The 21,344-nt window shown below is 31.4% G+C and carries 16 protein-coding genes; 2 read left to right on the top strand and 14 right to left on the bottom strand.

All coding sequences use genetic code 11. The features are described from left to right. Nucleotides 1-277 precede the first annotated feature (277 nt). Nucleotides 278-835, top strand: a complete 558-nt coding sequence (locus UF10_RS00955) for a biotin transporter BioY (protein ID WP_242969000.1) — start codon at nt 278-280, stop codon at nt 833-835. 69 nt (nt 836-904) lie between these two features. Here the strand turns inward: UF10_RS00955 and UF10_RS00950 are convergent, their stop codons facing one another. From UF10_RS00950 to purE, 7 genes are all read right to left on the bottom strand, one after another. Then, the gene (locus UF10_RS00950) at nt 905-1,966 is read right to left on the bottom strand and encodes a CPBP family intramembrane glutamic endopeptidase (RefSeq protein WP_106775975.1); all 1,062 of its coding nucleotides are present in this window, start codon (nt 1,964-1,966) and stop codon (nt 905-907) included. 234 nt (nt 1,967-2,200) lie between these two features. After that, nucleotides 2,201-5,983, bottom strand: a complete 3,783-nt coding sequence (locus UF10_RS00945; RefSeq protein WP_106775974.1) for a phosphoribosylformylglycinamidine synthase — start codon at nt 5,981-5,983, stop codon at nt 2,201-2,203. Beyond that, nucleotides 5,976-7,235, bottom strand: a complete 1,260-nt coding sequence (purD, locus tag UF10_RS00940) for a phosphoribosylamine--glycine ligase (protein WP_106775973.1) — start codon at nt 7,233-7,235, stop codon at nt 5,976-5,978. The genes UF10_RS00945 and purD overlap by 8 nt, the downstream gene beginning before the upstream one ends. Nucleotides 7,236-7,389: 154 nt before the next feature. Then, nucleotides 7,390-8,922 carry a bifunctional phosphoribosylaminoimidazolecarboxamide formyltransferase/IMP cyclohydrolase gene (purH, locus tag UF10_RS00935; protein WP_106775972.1) on the bottom strand — a complete coding sequence of 511 codons (1,533 nt, stop codon included), beginning with the start codon at nt 8,920-8,922 and terminating at the stop codon, nt 7,390-7,392. Between the two features lie 74 nt (nt 8,923-8,996). Further along, nucleotides 8,997-9,587, bottom strand: coding sequence for a phosphoribosylglycinamide formyltransferase (purN, locus tag UF10_RS00930; RefSeq protein WP_106775971.1), 591 nt, complete (start codon nt 9,585-9,587; stop codon nt 8,997-8,999). Between the two features lie 99 nt (nt 9,588-9,686). Then, nucleotides 9,687-10,763 carry a phosphoribosylformylglycinamidine cyclo-ligase gene (purM, locus tag UF10_RS00925; protein ID WP_106775983.1) on the bottom strand — a complete coding sequence of 359 codons (1,077 nt, stop codon included), beginning with the start codon at nt 10,761-10,763 and terminating at the stop codon, nt 9,687-9,689. Nucleotides 10,764-10,868: 105 nt separating this feature from the next. Continuing rightward, nucleotides 10,869-11,342, bottom strand: a complete 474-nt coding sequence (gene purE / locus UF10_RS00920) for a 5-(carboxyamino)imidazole ribonucleotide mutase (RefSeq protein WP_106775970.1) — start codon at nt 11,340-11,342, stop codon at nt 10,869-10,871. A 368-nt stretch (nt 11,343-11,710) separates the two neighbouring features. On the opposite strand from purE, the gene yaaA reads away from it, so the two are divergent. Further along, nucleotides 11,711-12,451 (top strand): peroxide stress protein YaaA, encoded by a 741-nt coding sequence (gene yaaA, locus UF10_RS00915; protein ID WP_106775969.1) that lies wholly within the window; start codon nt 11,711-11,713, stop codon nt 12,449-12,451. Between the two features lie 466 nt (nt 12,452-12,917). Here the strand turns inward: yaaA and UF10_RS00910 are convergent, their stop codons facing one another. From UF10_RS00910 to hydG, 7 genes are all read right to left on the bottom strand, one after another. Next, a complete protein-coding gene (locus tag UF10_RS00910) occupies nt 12,918-14,783 on the bottom strand; it encodes a cation:proton antiporter (protein ID WP_106775968.1) in 1,866 nt (621 codons plus the stop codon). A 21-nt stretch (nt 14,784-14,804) separates the two neighbouring features. Further along, nucleotides 14,805-15,368 carry a nitroreductase family protein gene (locus tag UF10_RS00905; RefSeq protein WP_106775967.1) on the bottom strand — a complete coding sequence of 188 codons (564 nt, stop codon included), beginning with the start codon at nt 15,366-15,368 and terminating at the stop codon, nt 14,805-14,807. A 39-nt stretch (nt 15,369-15,407) separates the two neighbouring features. After that, nucleotides 15,408-16,448, bottom strand: a complete 1,041-nt coding sequence (locus tag UF10_RS00900; protein ID WP_146130752.1) for an SH3 domain-containing protein — start codon at nt 16,446-16,448, stop codon at nt 15,408-15,410. A gap of 13 nt (nt 16,449-16,461) precedes the next feature. After that, complete coding sequence (locus tag UF10_RS00895) at nt 16,462-17,514, bottom strand: nitroreductase family protein (protein WP_106775965.1); 1,053 nt, start codon at nt 17,512-17,514, stop codon at nt 16,462-16,464. Between the two features lie 400 nt (nt 17,515-17,914). Further along, nucleotides 17,915-18,424, bottom strand: a complete 510-nt coding sequence (locus tag UF10_RS00890; RefSeq protein WP_106775964.1) for a DUF1097 domain-containing protein — start codon at nt 18,422-18,424, stop codon at nt 17,915-17,917. 113 nt (nt 18,425-18,537) lie between these two features. Continuing rightward, entirely contained in the window at nt 18,538-19,737 is a 1,200-nt protein-coding gene (hydF, locus tag UF10_RS00885) for a [FeFe] hydrogenase H-cluster maturation GTPase HydF (protein WP_106775963.1), read from the bottom strand. Nucleotides 19,738-19,915: 178 nt separating this feature from the next. Next, nucleotides 19,916-21,319 carry a [FeFe] hydrogenase H-cluster radical SAM maturase HydG gene (hydG, locus tag UF10_RS00880; RefSeq protein WP_106775962.1) on the bottom strand — a complete coding sequence of 468 codons (1,404 nt, stop codon included), beginning with the start codon at nt 21,317-21,319 and terminating at the stop codon, nt 19,916-19,918. Nucleotides 21,320-21,344 lie beyond the last annotated feature (25 nt).

The raw sequence follows: 21,344 nt of genomic DNA, 5'->3' as shown, positions 1-21,344 counted from the left end.
TTCCTATTCCTATTCCTATAAAAATTATATCTCAATTTCTAAAATAGTACATTTAATTATTTTATTTTCTAGCAATTACTTCTATATTCTATAATATACAATTCTAGAGTTCAAAAGCCTCTCTTGTAAACTGCTATTTATAAATGGTTTACAAGACTTTGTTTATATGTTAAACTAAAATATATTAAAATAAAGAAAAGTATATTTCAATTTATTTTAATGATAAAAATATTTATTTTTTATACTATAAATATACATTACTTTAGGAGGTAAATCTTTGACTAGATCTCAAAACAATACAAAAACAATGATTTTATGCTCTTTCTTTACTGCCTTAATAGCTATCGGAGCATTTATAAGAATCCCACTTCCAGTGACTGTTTTTTCACTTCAATTTACATTTGTACTTTTATCTGGAATGATTTTAGGTTCAAAAGCTGGAGCTCTATCTTCCCTACTTTATGTTGTAATTGGATTACTTGGTTTCCCAATTTTTACAGAAGGAGGAGGACTTGGCTATGTGCTAAAGCCTACATTTGGATACTTAATAGCTTTTATTGCGGCCTCTTATATCGCAGGTTTAACTAGAGAAAAGTTTGGCACAAAATCTCTTAATAAGCTTATTGTTGGATGTATTTTGGCAATGATTGTAACTTATGCAATTGGAACACTCTACACTTATTTTATACTAAATAAGGTAGCCAATACTCCTATACCATATTGGGCTTGTCTAGCTAGTTTATTTCCTTTTGCTATTGCTAAGGACATATTTAGTGCAATTATTGTATCACTTGCAACTCCAAGATTACTTAAAATCACAAAAAATCATTCATAAAATAAAGACCCCTCTATTTAAAATAGCGGGGCCTTATCTGTTTATTATAATAATTTATTTAATGAATTATTATATATTTTCATCTTCTAATCTTTCATACATTGTAGGCATTCTATATTTTTTATCCTTTACATACTTACTAAATGCAAATACAGCATAAGTGATAAGAACTAACCCCAAAATTAATGGTATAGATTTCCAATCAAATACCTGATTTTCTATACTTTTACCTGTTAAATCTCCAGAAAATACTGCTACCCAGTTGTTATTTAGCATATGTAAAAGTACTACTGACCAAATACTCTGTGTCTTTGCATAGGCATATGCGAAAAATATTCCTAGACCAATGCACACTATTATTTGTACAATCAAACTTATTACACCTGTTTTTCCATCAGAATAATAAAATAAGTTCAAAGGTAAATGCCAAACTCCCCATAAAATACCTAGTATGAAAACACCTTTTACCATACCATATTTTTTCTGAAGCATCGGTTGCAGGTAGTATCTCCATCCATATTCTTCCCCCAAAAATGGCATATATATAAAAAATATATTCACAAACATAAGCAAAGCTGTCACCCATATAATTGGATTTGTTAATACTTTTGATAACTCATCCATTTCACCTTCTATAACTGCTGCCAAGACTATTCTAACTATCATTAAAATTAAAAATAGTAATGATAATAATAATATTTTTCTAACATTTTTTAAATCTAATCCATAGGCCTTTCTCTTTTCCTTACCCTCTGCTATTAGCAATACCAAGCCTATTATACTAAATATCATCATCGATATATTTGTTATATTGATAATTGTTTTTTTATCTAGTATAAATGTTAATATACAAGTAAACAACATAAATACTGTAGATAAAAGATAAAGATAGAAGAATTTCTTAGGAATTAAATCCTCTTTTAATTTTCTTTTAAGTATTATTAATACGACCGCCGCTGCTGGCATAAACATCTGAGCTGTCGGAAATGCTGTTACATCTAGCCCTTTTTTCTTTGCCATATACAAGGGAATTCCCATAATATATGGTAACAAAAATGCTATTATAAAATATAATTTCAAATCTTTTTTCTCTAAATCTTTTTCTTCAATCGTTTTTTCAATTTTTTCCATATACTCCTCCTTTATTTTAACTTACTATTTCATTATATCAAATTTTTATATATAATTCACCTTTAAAGTTTCCTCTTTTTTTATATATAATTTCATTAAACTTACTATGAATATAATAAACTTATATTGGTATATTTTCACTATATGATACTTTTTCTTATTTTTATGGAAATAGGGCAGTTGGATTAATCCAGCTGCCCTATTAATTGCAATTATGTGAATTGGTTGATTCGCTTATTTAAAATATTTTACTCCAGACTCAAATAACTTTTGGTCCTTTTCTCCTATTATATTCTTTCCTACTTCATTTCCTATTCTTTCAGAATGGCCCATCTTACCAAGTATTCTACCATCAAGTGAAGTTATGCCTTCAACTGCATAGTAAGAACCGTTTGGATTGAAGTCGATATCATAGCTTGCATTTCCATCAAAATCTACGTATTGAGTTGCTATTTGACCGTTTTCAATCAAGCTTTTAATGACTTCATCACTAGCTACAAACTTTCCTTCACCATGAGATACTGCTATTGAATGTATATCTCCTACTTGCGTATCTGCTAGCCATGGTGATTTATTAGATGCTACTCTAGTCTGTACCATCTTTGCCTGATGACGTCCAATATCATTGTATGTAAGAGTTGGCATATCAGCACTAGGAGTTTTAATTTCTCCATATGGCACAAGTCCTAATTTTATTAGTGCTTGGAATCCATTACAGATACCTATCATCAATCCATCTCTTTTATTTAATAAATTCATTACTGCTTCTTCTATCTTAGGATTTCTAAATACTGTAGCTATAAACTTAGCTGATCCGTCTGGCTCATCTCCAGCTGAGAATCCTCCTGGAATCATTATAATCTGACTCTTATTTATTTCATCAACCATCATATCAATTGATGATTCTATATCTTTGTAAGACATATTTCTAAATACACCTACGCTTGTCTGTGCACCAGCTCTCTCAAATGCTCTGGCAGAGTCATACTCACAGTTTGTTCCTGGGAATGCTGGTATGAATACTCTTGGTTTAGCTATATTTAAAGACTTTCTAGATATATTTTCTGTTTTTTTATAGCTTATGTTTTCTATTGGAGCCATTATTTCCTTCTGAGCCTTAGTTGGGAATATATTTTCCAAAGTCTGAGATGAAGCTCTATACAACTTATCAAGATGTATTTTTTCTCCAAATATATCTAATTCAGGATTTTCTGTTGTTCTTCCTATTATTATATAATTAGATCCTTCTAGAGAATCTATATCCTTTTCTGAAACTTCTAATAGTATACTTCCATAACTTTGCTCAAATAAATTATCATAGTCAGAGTATAATTCTGATATAGATTCATCTAAGCTAAGTCCTATTTTATTTCCGAATCCCATCTTTGCTATTGCTTCGGCTAATCCACCATATCCTAGTGCATATGAAGACTTTATTTTATTATTTTGCATAGCTGAATGTATTACATTGAAGTTTTTCTTCATTATATCAAAGTCTGGGAAGGCGTAATCTTTCTGAGGAGCTTCTACTAGTACTAAAAGATTTCCAGCAGATTTAAATTCCTGAGATACTACTTTCTTTGCATCTTCAGTATTTACAGCAAATGAAATCAATGTTGGTGGAACATCTATATCATTAAAAGTACCACTCATACTATCTTTTCCACCTATTGCTGGTATTTCAAATTCTCTTTGGGCATAATATGCTCCCAAAAGTGCAGAAAATGGCTTGCCCCAACGACTAGCATCATTTCCAAGCTTCTCAAAGTATTCCTGAAAAGTCAATCTTGCATTTGAATAATCTCCACCTAGTGCTACCAATTTTGCAACAGATTCTACTACTGCGTTTAAGGCACCATGGAAAGGTGACCATTTACCTATCTTTGGATTGTATCCAAATGTCATAATAGAAGATGTATCAGTTTCACCAGATAATACAGGTATCTTTGCTACCATTCCATTTGCAGGAGTTGCCTGATATCTTCCACCTAGAGGAGCAATTACAGTATTTCCACCTATTGTATTATCAAACTTCTCTACTAATCCTCTTTGTGAACAAACATTTAGATCCTTCATTGCTTCTATATATTTTTCTTCCAATGTCTCTTTTTTATTTGTAATTTCTCTAAGGTCTGTATATCTTGAGTCTTCATCTATACTATTTACCTTGATTTTTGCTTCTTGCTGATGTCCATTTGTATCCAAGAAAGATCTTTTAATATCTACTATTGCGTCACCTCTCCAGAATAGTCTCATATATCCAGTATCAGTTACTGTTGCAACATGAGTTGCTTCAAGATTTTCTAGATGAGCTAGTTCAATAAACTTTTCCATATTTTCTTTGTCTATAGCAACTGCCATTCTCTCTTGTGACTCTGATATAGCAAGTTCTGTTCCGTCTAATCCATCATATTTTTTAGGTACTAAATCTAGATTAATGTCCAAGCTATCAGCGATTTCTCCTATTGCAACAGATACACCACCTGCACCAAAGTCATTACATCTTTTAATCATCTTCACTGCCTGTGAATTTCTAAAAAATCTCTGAATTTTTCTTTCGTTAGGTGCATCTCCCTTTTGAACTTCTGCTGAACAAGTAGATATACTTTCCTCACTATGTTCCTTTGATGAACCAGTAGCTCCTCCACAGCCATCTCTACCAGTTTTTCCTCCAAGTAAGATGATTACATCTCCTGCTTCTGGTCTTTTTCTAATTACATTTTCCTTTGGAGCTGCAGCTATTACTGCTCCAACTTCCATTCTTTTAGCTACAAAGTTTTCATCATATAACTCTGCTACCTGACCTGTTGCTACACCTATTTGATTTCCATATGAACTATAACCATCAGCAGCTTCTGTAGTTATTTTCTTTTGCATAAGCTTGCCTTCTAGTGTATCTTCCATGCTTGTTCTTGGGTCTGCTGAACCTGTTACTCTCATAGCTTGGTATACATAGCTTCTGCCTGACAATGGGTCTCTTATAGCTCCACCTAGGCAAGTTGCTGCACCACCAAAAGGTTCTATCTCTGTTGGATGATTATGTGTTTCATTTTTAAACATCAAAAGATATTCTTCATTTTTTCCATCTATTTCAACATCTATATTAATACTGCAGGCATTTATTTCTTCACTCTCATCTAAATCCTGTAATTTTCCTTGTTTTTTTAATTTTTTCATAGCTAGAGTTGCTATGTCCATCAAGCATATATTTTTGTCTCTATCTACATATACTTCTTTTCTATCGTCTATGTATCTATCATATGTTTCCTTAATTGGATCTGTAAATCTCCCACTAGAAATCTCTACTTCTTCTAGCTTTGTCATAAAAGTTGTATGTCTACAATGATCTGACCAATAAGTATCCAACACCTTTATTTCAGTGATAGAAGGGTTTCTCTTTTCATCATCTTTAAAATATTCTTGTATAAGTTCTAAGTCCTTTATTGACATAGCAAGCTCTCTATCAGTTAAAAACTTTTCAAGACCTTCTATATCTAATTCTATAAAACCATCTAAAATTTCTACATTTTCTGGCTTATCATAATTCACTTCTAGTGTATCTGCTTTTTTAAGAGAAGCCTCTCTACTGTCTACAGCATTTATCAAGTATTTTTTTATCTTATAAAACTCACTCTCTGTTATTTCTCCATCTATTATGATGACTCTTGCAGAGTTAATATTTGGTCTATGTCCTCCGTTTACTATTTCAGCACACATTGAAGCCCAATCGGCTCTTTGGTCATACTGCCCAGGAAGGTACTCTATTGCAAATATCCTGCTTGATTTTACATCAGGAATTTCTTCATAGTATATATTGTCAAGATTAGGTTCAGACAATATTGTTTCAGCAACTTTCTTATATGAATCTTCGCTAATTCCCTCTACATCATATCTATTTATTACTCTTATATTTTGAAGCTTTATATTTAAGCTATCCTCTATATCATTTTTCATTGCTAGCGATTCAAGATTGAATCCTTCCTTCTTTTCTACAAACAATCTATTTACTTTACTCATATTTAATACCTATGTCCTTTCTATAGTGTTTTCCATCAAAACTAATTTTTTCTATATTTTCATATACTCTCTTAGCAGCTGACTCTACATCTTTAGCCTTAGCACATACTCCTAGTACTCTTCCACCATTTGTCAAAATATCATTTCCGTCCTTTTTTGTTCCACTGTGAAATACTACTATGTCATCATCTAAATCTTCAAGTCCAGAAATCTTCTTTCCCTTTTCATATGAATCTGGATATCCTCCAGATGCCATTATTACACAAGTAGCAGCGTCTTTTGAGTACTTGATATCTATTTCAGATAATCTATCTTCCGTGATTGCCATCATAATCTCAGATAGGCTAGAATCTAATCTCATCAATATAGACTGTATCTCTGGATCACCAAATCTACAATTATATTCAAGTACTTTTTCGCCATCTTCTGTAATCATTAGTCCCACAAATAATATTCCTCTATAGTCCAATCCATCTTCTTTAAAACCTTCAAGTGACTTTACAAGCACATCATTATATACTTTTTCAGCTAATTCATCTGTATATATTGTACTTGGAGAAAATGTTCCCATTCCACCTGTATTTGGTCCAGTTTCATTTTCATATACTTTCTTATGATCTTTTGAACTTTCCATAGCTATTATTGTGTTTTTGTCTACAAGAGCCAGTATAGATGTTTCAACACCTTCTAGAAATTCTTCTACTACTACCAAGTTTCCAGCTTCCCCAAACTTTCTATCTTTCATAATAGTGTTTAGTGTTTCAATAGCCTCTTCTCTGTTCGTAGGTATTATTACTCCCTTACCTGCAGCCAATCCGTCTGCCTTTATTACCACTGGATATCCAAAGCTATCAATTTCTTCTATCGCCTTGTCTATATCAGTATATTCCTTGTATTTTGCAGTTGCTATATTATGTCTTACCATAAATTCTTTTGAAAATAGCTTACTTCCTTCTAGCTGTGAACAAGCCTTATCTGGTCCAAAGACTCTTAATCCTCTTTCCTTAAATACATCGCTAATTCCCATTACTAAAGGCACTTCTGGACCTATTACAGTCAAATCAATTCTATTTTCTTCTGCAAAATCTGCCAACTTTTCAATATCAGTAGCTTTGATATCAACACACTCTGCTACTTTTGAAATCCCTGCATTTCCTGGTGCACAGTAAACTTTTTCTACATTTTCTTCACCATTTAATTTCCAGCAGATTGCGTGTTCTCTTCCTCCACCGCCTACTACCAAAATCTTCATAATAAATCCCCCAATTCTAATATAATTGCAAATATTATCCTTATGGTCTTCTTTTCACAAGTATATATAAACTTATTTTTAATTTTCACATAAAACTTACTTTTTATCTTCACATAATTTTCTTGCTATATTTTATATCCACTCACTTTGATTTTTAATGCTTAAAGTGTCTAGCTCCTGTAAATACCATAGTCATATCCAGTTCATCACAAGCTTTTACAGAATCTTCATCTCTAATAGATCCACCTGGCTGAACTACTGCCTTTATTCCATACTCTGCTGCAAGTCTTACACAGTCGTCAAATGGGAAGAAAGCATCTGAAGCTAAAACTGCTCCTTCAAAATTCTTTTCTTCCTTGTTATTTTCTATTGCATTACTTAGCGCCCAAATTCTTGAAGTCTGACCACATCCTATTGCAAGCGTCTGACCATCTTTCACTATTGCTATGGCATTTGATTTTAGGTTTTTTACTACCTTCATTCCAAAATCCATATCCTTTAACTGCTCTTTTGTAGGAGCTAGCTTAGTGACTACTTCTTGCTTTTCATTTTCTATTTTATCCTTATCCTGTATCAAAAGTTTTCCATCTAGATATTTCATATCTAACTTTTGCTTGCTATCTTCTATTTTTGCTAGCTTTAATATTCTTAAATTCTTCTTTGATTTTAATAGCTCTAGTGCATCATCATCGAAGTCATATGCAACTATTATTTCAAAGAATATATCATTTAGCATCTTTGCAGTTTCTATATCTACAGTTGATGTAATACCTATTATTCCACCAAATATTGATACCTTATCTGATTCAAAACACTTTCTATATGCTTCTAAAGAAGTCTTTCCTAGTCCAACACCACAGGCATTTGCATGCTTGATAGCTACTGCACATACTTCTTCGTTATCTTTAAATTCTCTCATAAATTCTAAACAACCATGTAAGTCATTTATATTATTGAAAGATAATTCCTTTCCGTGTAACTGTTTGAAATTAAGTATAGGATTTTTTGCATTTGGCTGAGAGTATAGGAAACCTCTTTGATGTCCATTTTCACCATATCTTAATTCAGTATCCTTTTCAAAAGTAAGGTTTAATATTTCTGGGTATTCATCTCCTACTACTTTTGCAAAATAAGAAGATATCAAAGTGTCATATCTAGCAGTTGTAGCAAATGCCTTATATGCCAGCTTTCTTCTATCTTCAAGAGTTAGCTCTCCAGACTCTAACTTTTCTATAATCTTTGGATAGTCAGCAATATCTACAACAACTGTCACATCCTTGTAGTTTTTAGATGCTGATCTTATCATTGAAGGACCACCTATATCTATATTTTCTACGATTTCTTCGTGAGTCTTGCCACTTCTTAGCGCACCTTCAAAGTCATAAAGACTTACTACAACCATATCGATTGAATTTATTTCGTGTTCTTTTACTGTTTCAACATGAGAGCTTAAATCTCTTCTATATAATATCCCACCATGTACATATGGATTTAAAGTCTTTACTCTTCCATCTAGTATTTCAGGGAAGTGAGTAACATCTTCTATAGTTATTACATTTACTCCATTTTCCTTTAATTTCTTAAAAGTATTTCCTGTTGATACTATCTCATATCCAAGTTCATTAAGCTTCTTGGCAAATTCTACTACACCTGTTTTATCTGTAACACTTATAAGCGCTCTTTTCATCGTAAATAAACCCCTTTCAATAATAAAATTCTTACTTTATAATCTATATATTTGCTAATATCATAATATATCGACTATTTTATATAGACTCTTCTTCCACTTACCTCTATCTTGTCATCACAATATTTTTCAACCACCATCGGCAATATACTGTGCTCTACTTCCAATACTCTTCTTTGTAAAGTTTCTGCAGTATCATCTGCTAACACTTCAACCACTTCTTGAGCTATTATAGGCCCTGTATCTGCGTTTTCATCTACAAAGTGAACAGTTGCTCCACTCACCTTTACTCCATAGTCTACAGCCGCTTTATGGACATTTAGACCATAATAGCCAACACCACAAAATGATGGAATCAAAGATGGATGAATATTTATTATCTTATTTTCAAATGTTTTGGTAAATTTTGGACTAAGAATTTTTAAAAATCCTGCCAATACCACTAAATCTATCTCTTCACTCAATAAACGCTCTATTATAGAGCTTTCATCATTATCAAAACTAGCTTTAATATTATGCTTCTCTGCTCTTTTTAGTCCATAGGCATCTTTCTTGTTCGAAATAACCAACTTGATACGACCATTAATTTTTCCAGCCTCTATGGCATCTATTATTGATTGTAGGTTAGTACCTCCGCCAGATAGTAAAACAGCAATATTTTTCATAACAATCCTCCAAATCTTACTGTATTAGGGTTTGTCTTTATATATCAAAATCTAAATCTCACTTGCTTATAGCTTTTGATCTTTCACCCTATATGAGTATTATATTAATTCTACCCCATCATGACTATCTGATACCTTGCCTATAATAAAGGCTTCATCTTTCATTAAGTCCTTATATTTATCTTCTACATACTCTGCGTTGTCATTTTTTCTATTATTTATAAAATCTACAAGCTTATCTGCTTCTTCCTTATCTACTATCATTACAAGTCCAATTCCCATATTAAAACTCTTATGAAGTTCTCTTTTTTCTATGGCATCAAACTCTTCTATCATATTAAATATAGCTGGTTTTTTCCAAGATTTTGTATCTACGTCAATTCCTAGCCCTTTTGGTATTACTCTTACTACATTTTCAACTAACCCACCACCTGTTATATGTGCAATTGATTTAATATTATTATTTGCTATAGCTTCCAAAGCTAAATTTACATATATTTTAGTAGGTGTTAAAAGTGCATCACCAAGGCTCATATCCAACATATCTATATGTTTATTTAAATCATACTTATATTCATCTAAAAATATATTTCTTACAAAAGAAAATCCATTACTGTGAACACCACTAGAAGATATACCTACCAAAACATCTCCTGCCTTTACATCTTGTCCACTTATTATATTTTTTTTATCTGCTATACCTATAGAAAATCCTGCCAAGTCATAATCATCTTCACCGTACATTCCTGGCATTTCAGCAGTTTCTCCACCGATTAATGAGCAGCTGCTCATCTTGCATCCATCTGCTATTCCCCCAACTATTTTTTCTATATGCTCAGGTACTAACTTCCCTAAAGCTATATAATCAAGGAAAAACAGTGGCTTAGCTCCTTGACATATTAAGTCATTAACACACATCGCTACCAAATCTATACCTACTGTATCATGCTTGTCCATCATCTGTGCAATTTTAAGCTTAGTTCCTACACCATCAGTTGATGCCAAAAGTACTGGCTCTTGCATTCCCACAAAATCCTTTAAAGAATATAGTCCACTGAAGCTTCCAAGATCTCCAACAACATTTGAATCATATGTCTGCTTTATCTTTCCCTTTATTAAATCTACTGCTCTATTTCCTTCATCAATATTTACACCAGAATTTTTATAAGTTAACATTGCCATCTCCCATTCTCCTAATTAATATTTATCGTTTGAAGTTCAAGCTGATCAATCTAAATCCCCAAAATCAAGTTGAACTTTGTAATCTTTTTGAATTGCTATCTACTGAACAGATACATCATCTAGCAAAACTTTCTTTGCCATTTCATCTCTATAATCTGATAATCTATCACGCAAAACTGGATACTTTATACTTGCAATTTGTAAAGCCATCAAAGCTGCGTTAGTACCTGAGTCAATAGTTACTGTAGCTACTGGTATTCCACTAGGCATCTGAACCATTGATAATAATGAATCTAATCCGTCCATTGTAGAAGACTTAATAGGTAGTCCAACTACTGGGATTAATGTTTGAGCTGCAATTACACCTGGCAAATGAGCCGCCTTTCCAGCCGCTGCCACTATAACATCTGTATCATTTTTAATTTCATCTAAAAACTTAGATAGCTCTACCGGAGTTCTATGAGCAGATAAAACTCTTACCGCTACCTCAACTCCAAAATTTCTCATTAATTCAATACCACTCTCTAACTTTGGTAAATCCGATTTTGATCCCATCACTACTGCAATTTTCATAATTTGATTCATTCTCCTTTTTAAAGTATTTATACGAACAATAATCATCTTACTTAGACTTTTTTGTTCACCAATTATATTTTTACTATATTTTAGCTTTATATTTACTTTCTATAGAATATTTTTTCACTTTTTCTTGATATTTGATAATTTCTTTCTATTAAACATTCTATTAAATACGAACTTTATACTAAAATCATAACTTAATATACAGATTTTTTCAATAGTTTTTTGAAAAATAGTCAAAATTATTGGCTTTTTTACGAATTATTTAGCTTTTAAATCATCTAATTGTTCAGTTTTGTTTGGATAAGTCAAAAATAGGTATATTATTAAGGTAATTATATACTAAGAAAGGAAATTATTTTATGATAGTATTTATATCTCCTGCAAAGGGATTCAATGAGAAAAATATTAAAGCAGAGTCGCTTCCAGAATTTATTGATGAATCACAACTACTAATTGATTATCTAAAAACACTTAGTGTCTTAGAAATATCTAAAATAATGAAAATAAATGAAAAGCTAAGTCTATTAAATAAAGAAAGGTTTGAAAAATTTAAATTTGATATGCTAGGCGGACCCGCCTTATTGTTATACAGTGGTATTCAATATAAAAATATTGCAGCTAAAGATTTTAATGAAGAAGATCTATCTTTTGCAAATGAGCATTTAAGAATAGTTTCAGCTTTATATGGACTTTTAAAGCCTATGGATTCTATATATCCATATAGATTAGAAATGTCTAGAAAATTGCCTTCAGAAGACTTCCCAAATCTCTATAAATTTTGGGGAGATAAGATTTTTAATTCAATAAAAAGAGACTCAGACAATGTGATAGTTAATCTTGCCTCAGATGAGTATTCAAAAGCTATTAAAAATTATGTTACAGATGAGAAATATATATCTTGTTTCTTCAAGGTTTTAAAAAACAAAGAACTAAAGCTTGAATCTAGCTCATCGAAAAAGGCACGTGGATTGATGGTAAATTATATAGTAAAAAACAAGATATTAGATCCTGAAGATTTGAAAAAATTTAATCAAGCTGGATTTGTATTTTCAGAAGAATACTCAACAGAAAATGAATTTATTTTTATATCTAATAAGTAGTTAGTTTATTTTATATATCTATTCAAAACAATATTTTATGTATTTATTCAAAACAAAAAGAGGAAGAAAAATCTTCCTCTTTTTCAATGTTTATACCGTGCTAACACCTAGCACTAGGAGAGATTAAAACTTCAAAACTAAAATCAGATTATCAGTGGTAGAAAATTATTTGCTATTCATCTCGACATACGACATATTTCTTGCTTTTTCTCCAACTTTAGGTATAAACATTTATTATTCATATATTTACATTTAGTATACTATCGCTCAAGCATTTTGTCAATATTCAAAATAATCAAATATATATTGCAAACTATCACTTCCATCTTTAATCTCTATTTTTGATATTTTTTATTATGAAATTGCTCTTTTTTTATTTCTTAAAAAGTTATAAATATAAAAAAACTTTTTAATATTTTTTATTTCTTAAAAGAAATATTATTTTAAAATTGGCAATAGATAAATCTTACACCTGAGACAAATTATTGAAATCAGATTCAAAGCCATCTAGATTTTGATCTTCACCGTCATCATGTATCTCTTTTGGTGCTAGAGATACTATAAAGTCACCATTAGAGACCTTAGGATGCTTTCTTGTTGTAAAGAATTCTATGTCTCCACTTTTATCTATAACCATTATATTTACTCTTCTATAGTCCATACTCTTATAATAGTCCGCTTCTTTAAAGCTATCTGTTATTTCTACTTTTGAGAACTGATAACCTTCATTTATAAGTCCGATAAGCTTTAAATATGTTGCTCTATAATCTCCTAATCTAGGAACATCTATATGCTTAAGTTCCTTGAAATCATTTTTAAATTTATCTCCCAAAACATTTACTAGACAGATATTTCCTCTGCCAAACTTTGTAGAAAATTGACGAGATACAATTACATTATAGAGTGGTATCGGTGTATTTAGGAGCATCTTTTTATAGATAATTAAGTCTAAATTATAGTTTGACACATCATATAAAATTTCTCCTTGATGGTACTCTATTCCTCTTTCCACCGCATTTCCTAAATCATAATCACTGTAATCAACAATAAGTGTTGGTATTTCTTCTTCCCTAAGAAACTCTGCCAAGGCAACAGAAAATTTATTTGAGCCTACTATCACCAGACCTGGCTTTCCTGAATGTGCAAGTCCTAATTTTTTTGCTAAAGGTTGTATTGAAAAACCATGCGCTAAAACGGTTACTATTACTAAAGCAAAGGTTAATGCTAGAAGCATTTCTGCATCCTGATATCCTTCTTCAACTAATAAATTTGAAAAATATCCAGTAACTGTTAAAGCCACTATTCCTCTAGGTGCTATCCATCCTACCAAGGCTCTTTCTTTATTTGTAATATCTGCACCTATTGTTGATATCCATATAGATAAAGGTCTCACTATAAATAACATTGATAAAACAAATAATATAATTCCTGGTTGGAATATATTTACTAAAACCTCTCTAGATAGAGATGCCGTCAACATAATAAATACTGAAGATATCAATATTATGGATATATTTTCATTAAAGTGAGTTATCTCCTCAAGGGAAGAAATTTCCATATTTGCCATTACTACACCCATTACTGTTACTGCCAAAAGACCAGTTTCATGAGATATTACTTCACTAACTGTAAATGATGCTATAACTAAACATAAGACCATCGCTGCCTTTAGGTACTCTGGAAAGTAGTTTTCTTTTAAAGCCTTCGCAGTTGCATATCCAAACAATAGCCCTACAATAAGTGCCATAAAAACTCCAAATGCAAAGTGTAATACATTTACCATATTAGCTGTAGGAGATGTAAATATTCTAGCAATTTCAAAAGAAAAAACAGCTAGAATTGCTCCTAATGGGTCAACCAATATGCCTTCCCACTTCAATATAGAGGATACCTTTTTATCAAGCTTTGCATGTCTCAACAATGGCAAAATTACAGTTGGACCAGTTACTATTAGTATCGCTCCTATAACCAAAGAGCTTGTGATAGAAAGACCAGCCAAAAAATATGCACTTAAACTTCCTAAAATCCAAGCTATAAAGGCTCCTATAGTAACAATTCTTTTAATTGTAAGTCTAGTGTCTCTTATTTCCTTGAAATTTAAAGACAAGCTTCCTTCAAATAAAATAACTGCCACAGATAAAGATATTATAGACTTGTAGATTTCCTCTCCCATAAGTTGTGCTGGAACCACAATATTTAGAAGAGGACCTACTAGCAGTCCACAAATACTCATTATTACTATTGCTGGTTTCGATATTTTCCAAGCTATCCACTGGGAAAATACTCCTAAAAAAATTATTAATGCAATCGAAAATGTCATAGAAAAATTCATTGCACTCCTCCTTTACTTCTACTATTTTCCTCTCGAAAAAATAATAGGTTCTCTTCTTTTAGGAGGGTTTGGAACATAAGTCATATAACCCATAATTAATACTGCTACAGACTCATATTTCTCTTCAATATTATATGTGTCTTTAAATTGTTTTGAGTCAAACAAGTCTTTTGCAAATCCAATCCAACAAGTTCCTATATTCTGACTGAAGGCAGCCAAAATTATATTTTCTGCTAGAGCTGAACAATCCTCTTTATACCATCTAGTAGTGGTATCTCCATATACTATCAATATATTTTCTGCCCCGTAAAATATATTGAATTCTGGGTCAGAGAAGAATTTTTCATAAGCCTTAAATTGAGGAAGCTCATCTATTCTCTCCAAAATATCCAACTTGGCTATATCTGACAAACGCTTCAATTCTTCCTTATCCTGTATAACTACAAACCCCCAAGGTTCCCTCATCTGAGCTGTTGGTGCATAGGTTCCTATCTTGATTAAATCCACAATTGTATTATATTCTAATTTTTTATCAGAAAACTTTCTAACACTTCTTCTTCCCTGTATACAATCTAAAACTTCCATCTAAACCCTCCTATTTTTACTATAGATAGTCGTCAATAATTACTGATTTATAACTGAACTTTGACCTTCAGATCCATTTATTATGTTGTATGATATCCAACCTGAAGTATAAAGCCTATCACTCGAATAGTATGTAATCTTGCACCAAATACTGTTTGAGCTTTCAACTTTAGTATCTTCTATATATACACTTTCTCCTTTGTGTATAGTTCCAGATACCTTCGAGTCCCTACTAGGATTCTCTCTAACATTTGCATTTTCAACTGTTACGAACTGTTTAGTTCCAACTATTGCCTTAGACTTTTCATACATTTTTTTATTTAGTCTAGAATTCAATTTATCTAAATCAGCTTGTTCTTTATTACTGTCCATATTCCTACTATCTGATTCTTCTTCACTTTCTCTTTTCATTATCTTTTCTCTAAGATTTATCCCCTTAATATTATCAGGTAAAAGATTTACAAACTTATTAATCTCTGAGGAACAATGAGAAGATTTTCCACTATTATAGCAAGCCTCTATTTCCTCTAACCATTTTTTAGCTGCCAGATCTTGCTTTTCATTTACTTGATCTACTATTTTATCCTCATTAGTAGATATAGTCAAAAGCACTTCTATAGCACCTTCATAGTCCTGAAGTTTAATGCTATTATCGGCCTCCTTCAAGAGTTCCCTATTTTCAACATTTTTAGATATATACTTATAGTTTTGCATATACTCAGCTTCACCTGTTTCATCATATAGCATCTTATATATATCTGCAGCCTGCTCATATTGACCTTGTTCTAAATACTCTTGAGCATCACTTTCTAAATTTGATATCCTAGATAAGTATTTTACTGCAACAAAGCTTACTCCTGCAATCAATATTGCCATAACTATAGAAAGTATAATAAAAATTTTCTTTCTTTTTTTCTTTTCTCTTTTAACATATTTTTCATAAGCCTTAAACTCATCGGTGTATTCTTCATCTTCCATACTTTCCCTGAGCTTATCTAGCTTAATCTCTTGAGTATCTTGGCTCAAATCTTTGCTATCAAAGACTTTGGGCTTATCAAAATCATTATCATTCCATTTCATTTTTTTCTTACCCTTATTCCTCACTGATTCTTGACTCAATCATATATATTAGTGAATCCGCTGGCATTTCACCTATTTTGGCAACATCTTCTATTGTCAAATCCTTAAGCTTGTTTGATGCACTCAAACTTCTCAATTTATTAAACTTAGGATTTACTGAAAGAATATAGCTTTTAATGTATGGATACTCATCAAATAAATCCTTGATATTTGTATCCATTCTAAATCCTAGCTCACTTTCTTCAAATACCTCTTCCTTTATATCCTTAGGAGCTGGCTTGTACATTGTCTTTATATCAGCTTCTGGAATATAGTCCAACTGAAGATCAAACCCTTGTCTTCTAACGTCATTTATTATTTTACTTCTTTTTTCTGTTGCATTCGATAATATAGATACTACTTGCTTAGAAAATTCATCCAAATTTTTACTAGGATTTCTTAAGTCATAATACTTCTTCATTCTTTCATCATAGTCTTTAATAGCATCTAAATAACTATCTTGTTTTTTATATTCATTTTCAAATACCTTTAGTTCTATATCCATTCTTGGCTTTAGAAGTGGATCTTGATCTGGATACCCCATACCCAAACCTACTACTGGGAAAGTATATTCTGGTAAATTCAATATTTCTATCATCTTTGCAGGATCATTTAGTATACTTCCAAAGAATACCCCTCCTAAACCTGCTGATTCTGCTGCTGACAAAACATTTTGTGCTGCAAGAGATGCATCTGTGAACCCCTGGAAGAATCTATCCATGTCATTTCTACTATCCAAGAAAGAGCCCTGTTCTGATGCTATGGCTGCATTTCTATATACATCAACTATAAATACCCAAAATTCTGGAGCTTGATTAACATACTTCTGATTACATACTTTCGCTATCATTTCACGCTTTTTCTTGTCTGTTATTCTGATAATACTATATGACTGCATTCCCATACTAGTAGATGTGTGGTTTGCAACCTCCAATAAGCTTTTCACTAAATCCGCTTCGATTTCTTTTTCCTTGTAGGCTCTAATACTTCTGTGAGACAGTGCTCTTTCTATTGTTTCATTTTTCATTGTAATATTCTCCTCTCCAAATTGAATTATTATTTTATTATTTTTATAAATTTAGTTTCCATATTTTTATTATACACTAATTTTTGAAAGCTGATAAAGTTAATATTATATAGAACTTTTATTACTTTTTATAAATTTATATGATTATTCCTCATATCAAAGCTATTTTTTATATGTAATAAATACATACATTATTAAAAGTTGTATATTATAAAAATCAAACTGATAATAAAAATAACTTATCTACTGTTTTATTGAAATCATTTATCATTAACAGTCTAATATTATTATACTATATTAGCCTTTAATTTTGCTAAAATAAGAAAAAATCTTATCTATTTAAAAAGTGTGGAGATATTTAAATAAATATCTCCACACTCAAATTATAACACAATCATAACTATTCTGCTGTTTCTAACTCTTCTTTTTTACCGAATTTTTCAAAGAACCATTCACCGCTCTTATCACAGCATAAAGCAAGTATCGCTCCACATAAAAATGATACAACTACTCTCCATAGGTCTGCCCCCAATACTTCTAAGCCCATAGATGCAGCTGCAAATGTAGAGAAACATCCCATAAACGCACCTGGTATAAACCATAAAACCTTTGCCTTAGCCTGCCAACACATTGTAGCAGATATAAGTCCAGTCATAAATGCACTCAAAACAAATGAACCTGGAACAAATCCAGATATAAACATCGCCAACATAGCTGAGATCATACCAGACATAGTTGAAAATATTGAAGTTTTAACTCCCTCTAGGCCATGCTTACCTGAAGCAAAATAAGCCGTACATCCTGCAAACCCAATCCAAGTTACTAATCCCAAAGATGGAATTGATGATATTAGACCCCATATACCGCAAAATATACCAGTACCAAGACCTAAAGCAAATAACATACTCATAATTTCCTCCTAAAAAAATTAAAATCGTTTTTTATATTATATCATAAAATTGATTATTATTTTAACTCTTTTAAAAATACAAACAATAATTGTAATCTATTTTTTGGATAAACTTAATATACTGCTCTATCAAATACACCCTTTAAATATGCCAGTGTTACTCCATAATTTGTAATCGCTAAATTATGCTCTCTTGCAGCATATACTCGATTCATCATATTATTTCTAGTCATCATACATCCACCACATTGAATTATCATAGAAAATCTTTCTAAATCATCTGGGAGGGATTTTCCATATACAAACTCGAACTCTATCTTCTTTCCCGTTTTCTTTCTTATCAGATTCGGAATGAGTACCTGACCTATATCTTCATGAGATACAGTATGTGTACAAGATTCCGCTATCAGTACTTTATCTCCATCTTTTAGTCTTTCTAAGTGCCTTGCTCCCTTTAAAAACTCTTCTATATCTCCTTTTTCTCTTGCAAACAATATTGAAAAACTTGTCAAGCTTATACTCTCTGGAACAATATCTGCAACCTTGTCAAATACCTTGGAGTCAGTAATCACAAGGTCTATATTTTTATTTTCTTTCAATGTTTCCTCCAACTCACTGTCTCTGCAGACAATCACTTTTATACCTTCATCTAGACAGGCCCTTATTATCTGCACTTGCGGAAGTATCAGCCTACCTTTAGGTGTTTCACTATCTATTGGAACTACTAAAAGAGCAGTGTCACCATAGCTTAACATCCCTTCTAATAAGCTTTTTTCTTCTTCAGTATTTTTTAGTTTTTCAATAATTTTATTATTTAAATTCTCTAGCCAAGCATTCTCTTTTGACTTTGTTGATATAAATATAAAATCTTTATATCTTAATTTTATATCATATAATATTTTTTCATCTAGTAGGTCTATTTTATTTGCTATAAAAATAAATTCTTTATCCTTATATTTGTTTTTAATATCTATTATTTTTTTTCTTATAATTTCTTCTTCAATATTTACTAGGTCTTCAATATTAAAGATATATACCAAAAGATCTGAATCACGCATTTCCTCTTCGCTTTTTGCCACCCTTTGTGATCCAAGCTTTCCTATATCGTCAAGACCTGCCGTATCCACAATTCTAACTGCTCCATATCCTATCATCTCTGAAGCCTTCCACACAGGATCTGTTGTAGTACCTGCAACAGAAGAAACAATAGATCTATCAAATCCAAGTAACTTATTGAATATAGTAGATTTCCCTGCATTTCTATTTCCTACTAGCACTATACTTTTTCTATTTCCAATCGGTGTATTATTCATCTCTACCTCTTATAATCCCTATATAAAATACATTTATAATAATATATAAAATAACCCAATATAAAATTATATTGGGTTATTTTTAAGTTAGACTCTATTGAAAATTAGCTAACAAAAGATTTAATTTTAAAAATCAAGTCAAGATAATTAAATATATTAATCAGTCAATTTACTTATCTTATATAAATAAATCTCTTTCACCCTTTTTCAACTTTTCTATATTTCCTAAGATAAACTCTCTAATATCTTCTCTATCTATTGTAGAAGCCTGTTCTCTTACAAAGTTTTCAGCCTTTTCTAAGAATCTTTCATCCCCATAATCAACGGCATATTCCATTAGAGTTGTAAGGGCATTTGGCTTACACATATAGTGTATTTCTTCAGACTTTGCTATATTCATGAATTTTTCTCCAGTTCTTCCAGTTCTATAACAAGCTGTACAGTAACTTGGAACATATCCACGATCTATAAGGTCTTCTATTACTTCTATAGGAGTTCTTTCATCTGCCTTTTCAAACTGATCTATATTTCTTCCGTTTGCAGCTTCTTCATATCCGCCAACACCTGTACATGATCCCGCACTTACCTGAGATATACCATATTCAAGTAATTCCTGTCTTACTTCAGCCTCTTCTCTAGTAGAAAGTATCATACCTGTATATGGAACAGCTAGACGTATAATAGCAACTATCTTTTTAAACATATCATCATCTAATAGATGTGGGAATGTTTCAAGAGTTACTCCTTCCGCTGGTCTTAGTCTAGGTACAGAAATAGTATGGAATCCTACTCCAAACTTCTTTTCTAGATGTTCATTGTGCATCATCAATCCTAAAACTTCAAACTTAGGGTCTGCTAATCCAAATAAAACACCCGCACCAACATCATCTATTCCAGCTTCCATTGCTCTATCAAAGGCAGTCGTATGATAGTCGTAATTTCCTTTTATACAATTCGGATGCATATTTCTATATGCTACTTCATCGTAACTTTCCTGGAACAAGATATATGTACCTATTTGAGCATCTTTTAATTTTTTATAATTTTCTATAGTTGTAGCTGCTATATTAACATTTATTCTTCTTATTTTTCCATTGTTATTGTATGTATCATATATAGTATCAATGGCTTCTAAAACATAATCAATTGGACAGTTTACAGGATCTTCCCCAGCTTCAAGAGCTAGTCTTTTGTGTCCCATCTCTTCCAAAATCTCTACTTCTTGTCTTATCTCGTCCATTGTAAGTCTTCTTCTTACAAATTTATTCTTACATTTATATCCACAGTAAACACAGTTATTTACGCAATAATCACTGATATATAATGGTGCAAAAAGAACCACTCTATTACCATATACATCCTTTTTTACTTCTCCAGCTATCTTAAATAGTTTTTTTACTTGATCTTCATTTTTAATTTCTAGTAAAGAAGCAATTTCAGAATGTTCTAAGCCTTTTCTGTCCTTTGCTTTTTCAAGGATTCTATCAATGTCTTCCTCTGTTGTTTCTTTTGCATTTTCAATTAAAGATAGTATATAATCTCTATCTATCTTCATATCCTCATCAAATCTTTTTCTTGTCATTCTTTTTACCACCTTTCAAATCAGA

Origin of the sequence: Peptostreptococcus russellii (assembly GCF_003012055.1) — a bacterium.
GTDB lineage: Bacteria > Bacillota > Clostridia > Peptostreptococcales > Peptostreptococcaceae > Peptostreptococcus > Peptostreptococcus russellii.
Note: the sequence above shows the minus strand (reverse complement) of the source record. Positions and strands in the feature narration are given on the sequence as shown.

Bases quoted from the DNA above. Each gene is read 5' to 3' on its own strand.
- hydF (WP_106775963.1), bottom strand. From the start codon at position 19,737: ATGAATAATACACCGATTGGAAATAGAAAAAGTATAGTGCTAGTAGGA.
- UF10_RS00895 (WP_106775965.1), bottom strand. From the start codon at position 17,514: ATGAAAAATGAAACAATAGAAAGAGCACTGTCTCACAGAAGTATTAGA.
- UF10_RS00900 (WP_146130752.1), bottom strand. From the start codon at position 16,448: ATGAAATGGAATGATAATGATTTTGATAAGCCCAAAGTCTTTGATAGC.
- yaaA (WP_106775969.1), top strand. From the start codon at position 11,711: ATGATAGTATTTATATCTCCTGCAAAGGGATTCAATGAGAAAAATATT.
- UF10_RS00905 (WP_106775967.1), bottom strand. From the start codon at position 15,368: ATGGAAGTTTTAGATTGTATACAGGGAAGAAGAAGTGTTAGAAAGTTT.
- UF10_RS00910 (WP_106775968.1), bottom strand. From the start codon at position 14,783: ATGAATTTTTCTATGACATTTTCGATTGCATTAATAATTTTTTTAGGA.
- UF10_RS00950 (WP_106775975.1), bottom strand. From the start codon at position 1,966: ATGGAAAAAATTGAAAAAACGATTGAAGAAAAAGATTTAGAGAAAAAA.
- UF10_RS00945 (WP_106775974.1), bottom strand. From the start codon at position 5,983: ATGAGTAAAGTAAATAGATTGTTTGTAGAAAAGAAGGAAGGATTCAAT.
- UF10_RS00890 (WP_106775964.1), bottom strand. From the start codon at position 18,424: ATGAGTATGTTATTTGCTTTAGGTCTTGGTACTGGTATATTTTGCGGT.
- purM (WP_106775983.1), bottom strand. From the start codon at position 10,763: ATGTTAACTTATAAAAATTCTGGTGTAAATATTGATGAAGGAAATAGA.
- purH (WP_106775972.1), bottom strand. From the start codon at position 8,922: ATGAAAAGAGCGCTTATAAGTGTTACAGATAAAACAGGTGTAGTAGAA.
- hydG (WP_106775962.1), bottom strand. From the start codon at position 21,319: ATGACAAGAAAAAGATTTGATGAGGATATGAAGATAGATAGAGATTAT.
- purN (WP_106775971.1), bottom strand. From the start codon at position 9,587: ATGAAAAATATTGCTGTTTTACTATCTGGCGGAGGTACTAACCTACAA.
- purD (WP_106775973.1), bottom strand. From the start codon at position 7,235: ATGAAGATTTTGGTAGTAGGCGGTGGAGGAAGAGAACACGCAATCTGC.
- purE (WP_106775970.1), bottom strand. From the start codon at position 11,342: ATGAAAATTGCAGTAGTGATGGGATCAAAATCGGATTTACCAAAGTTA.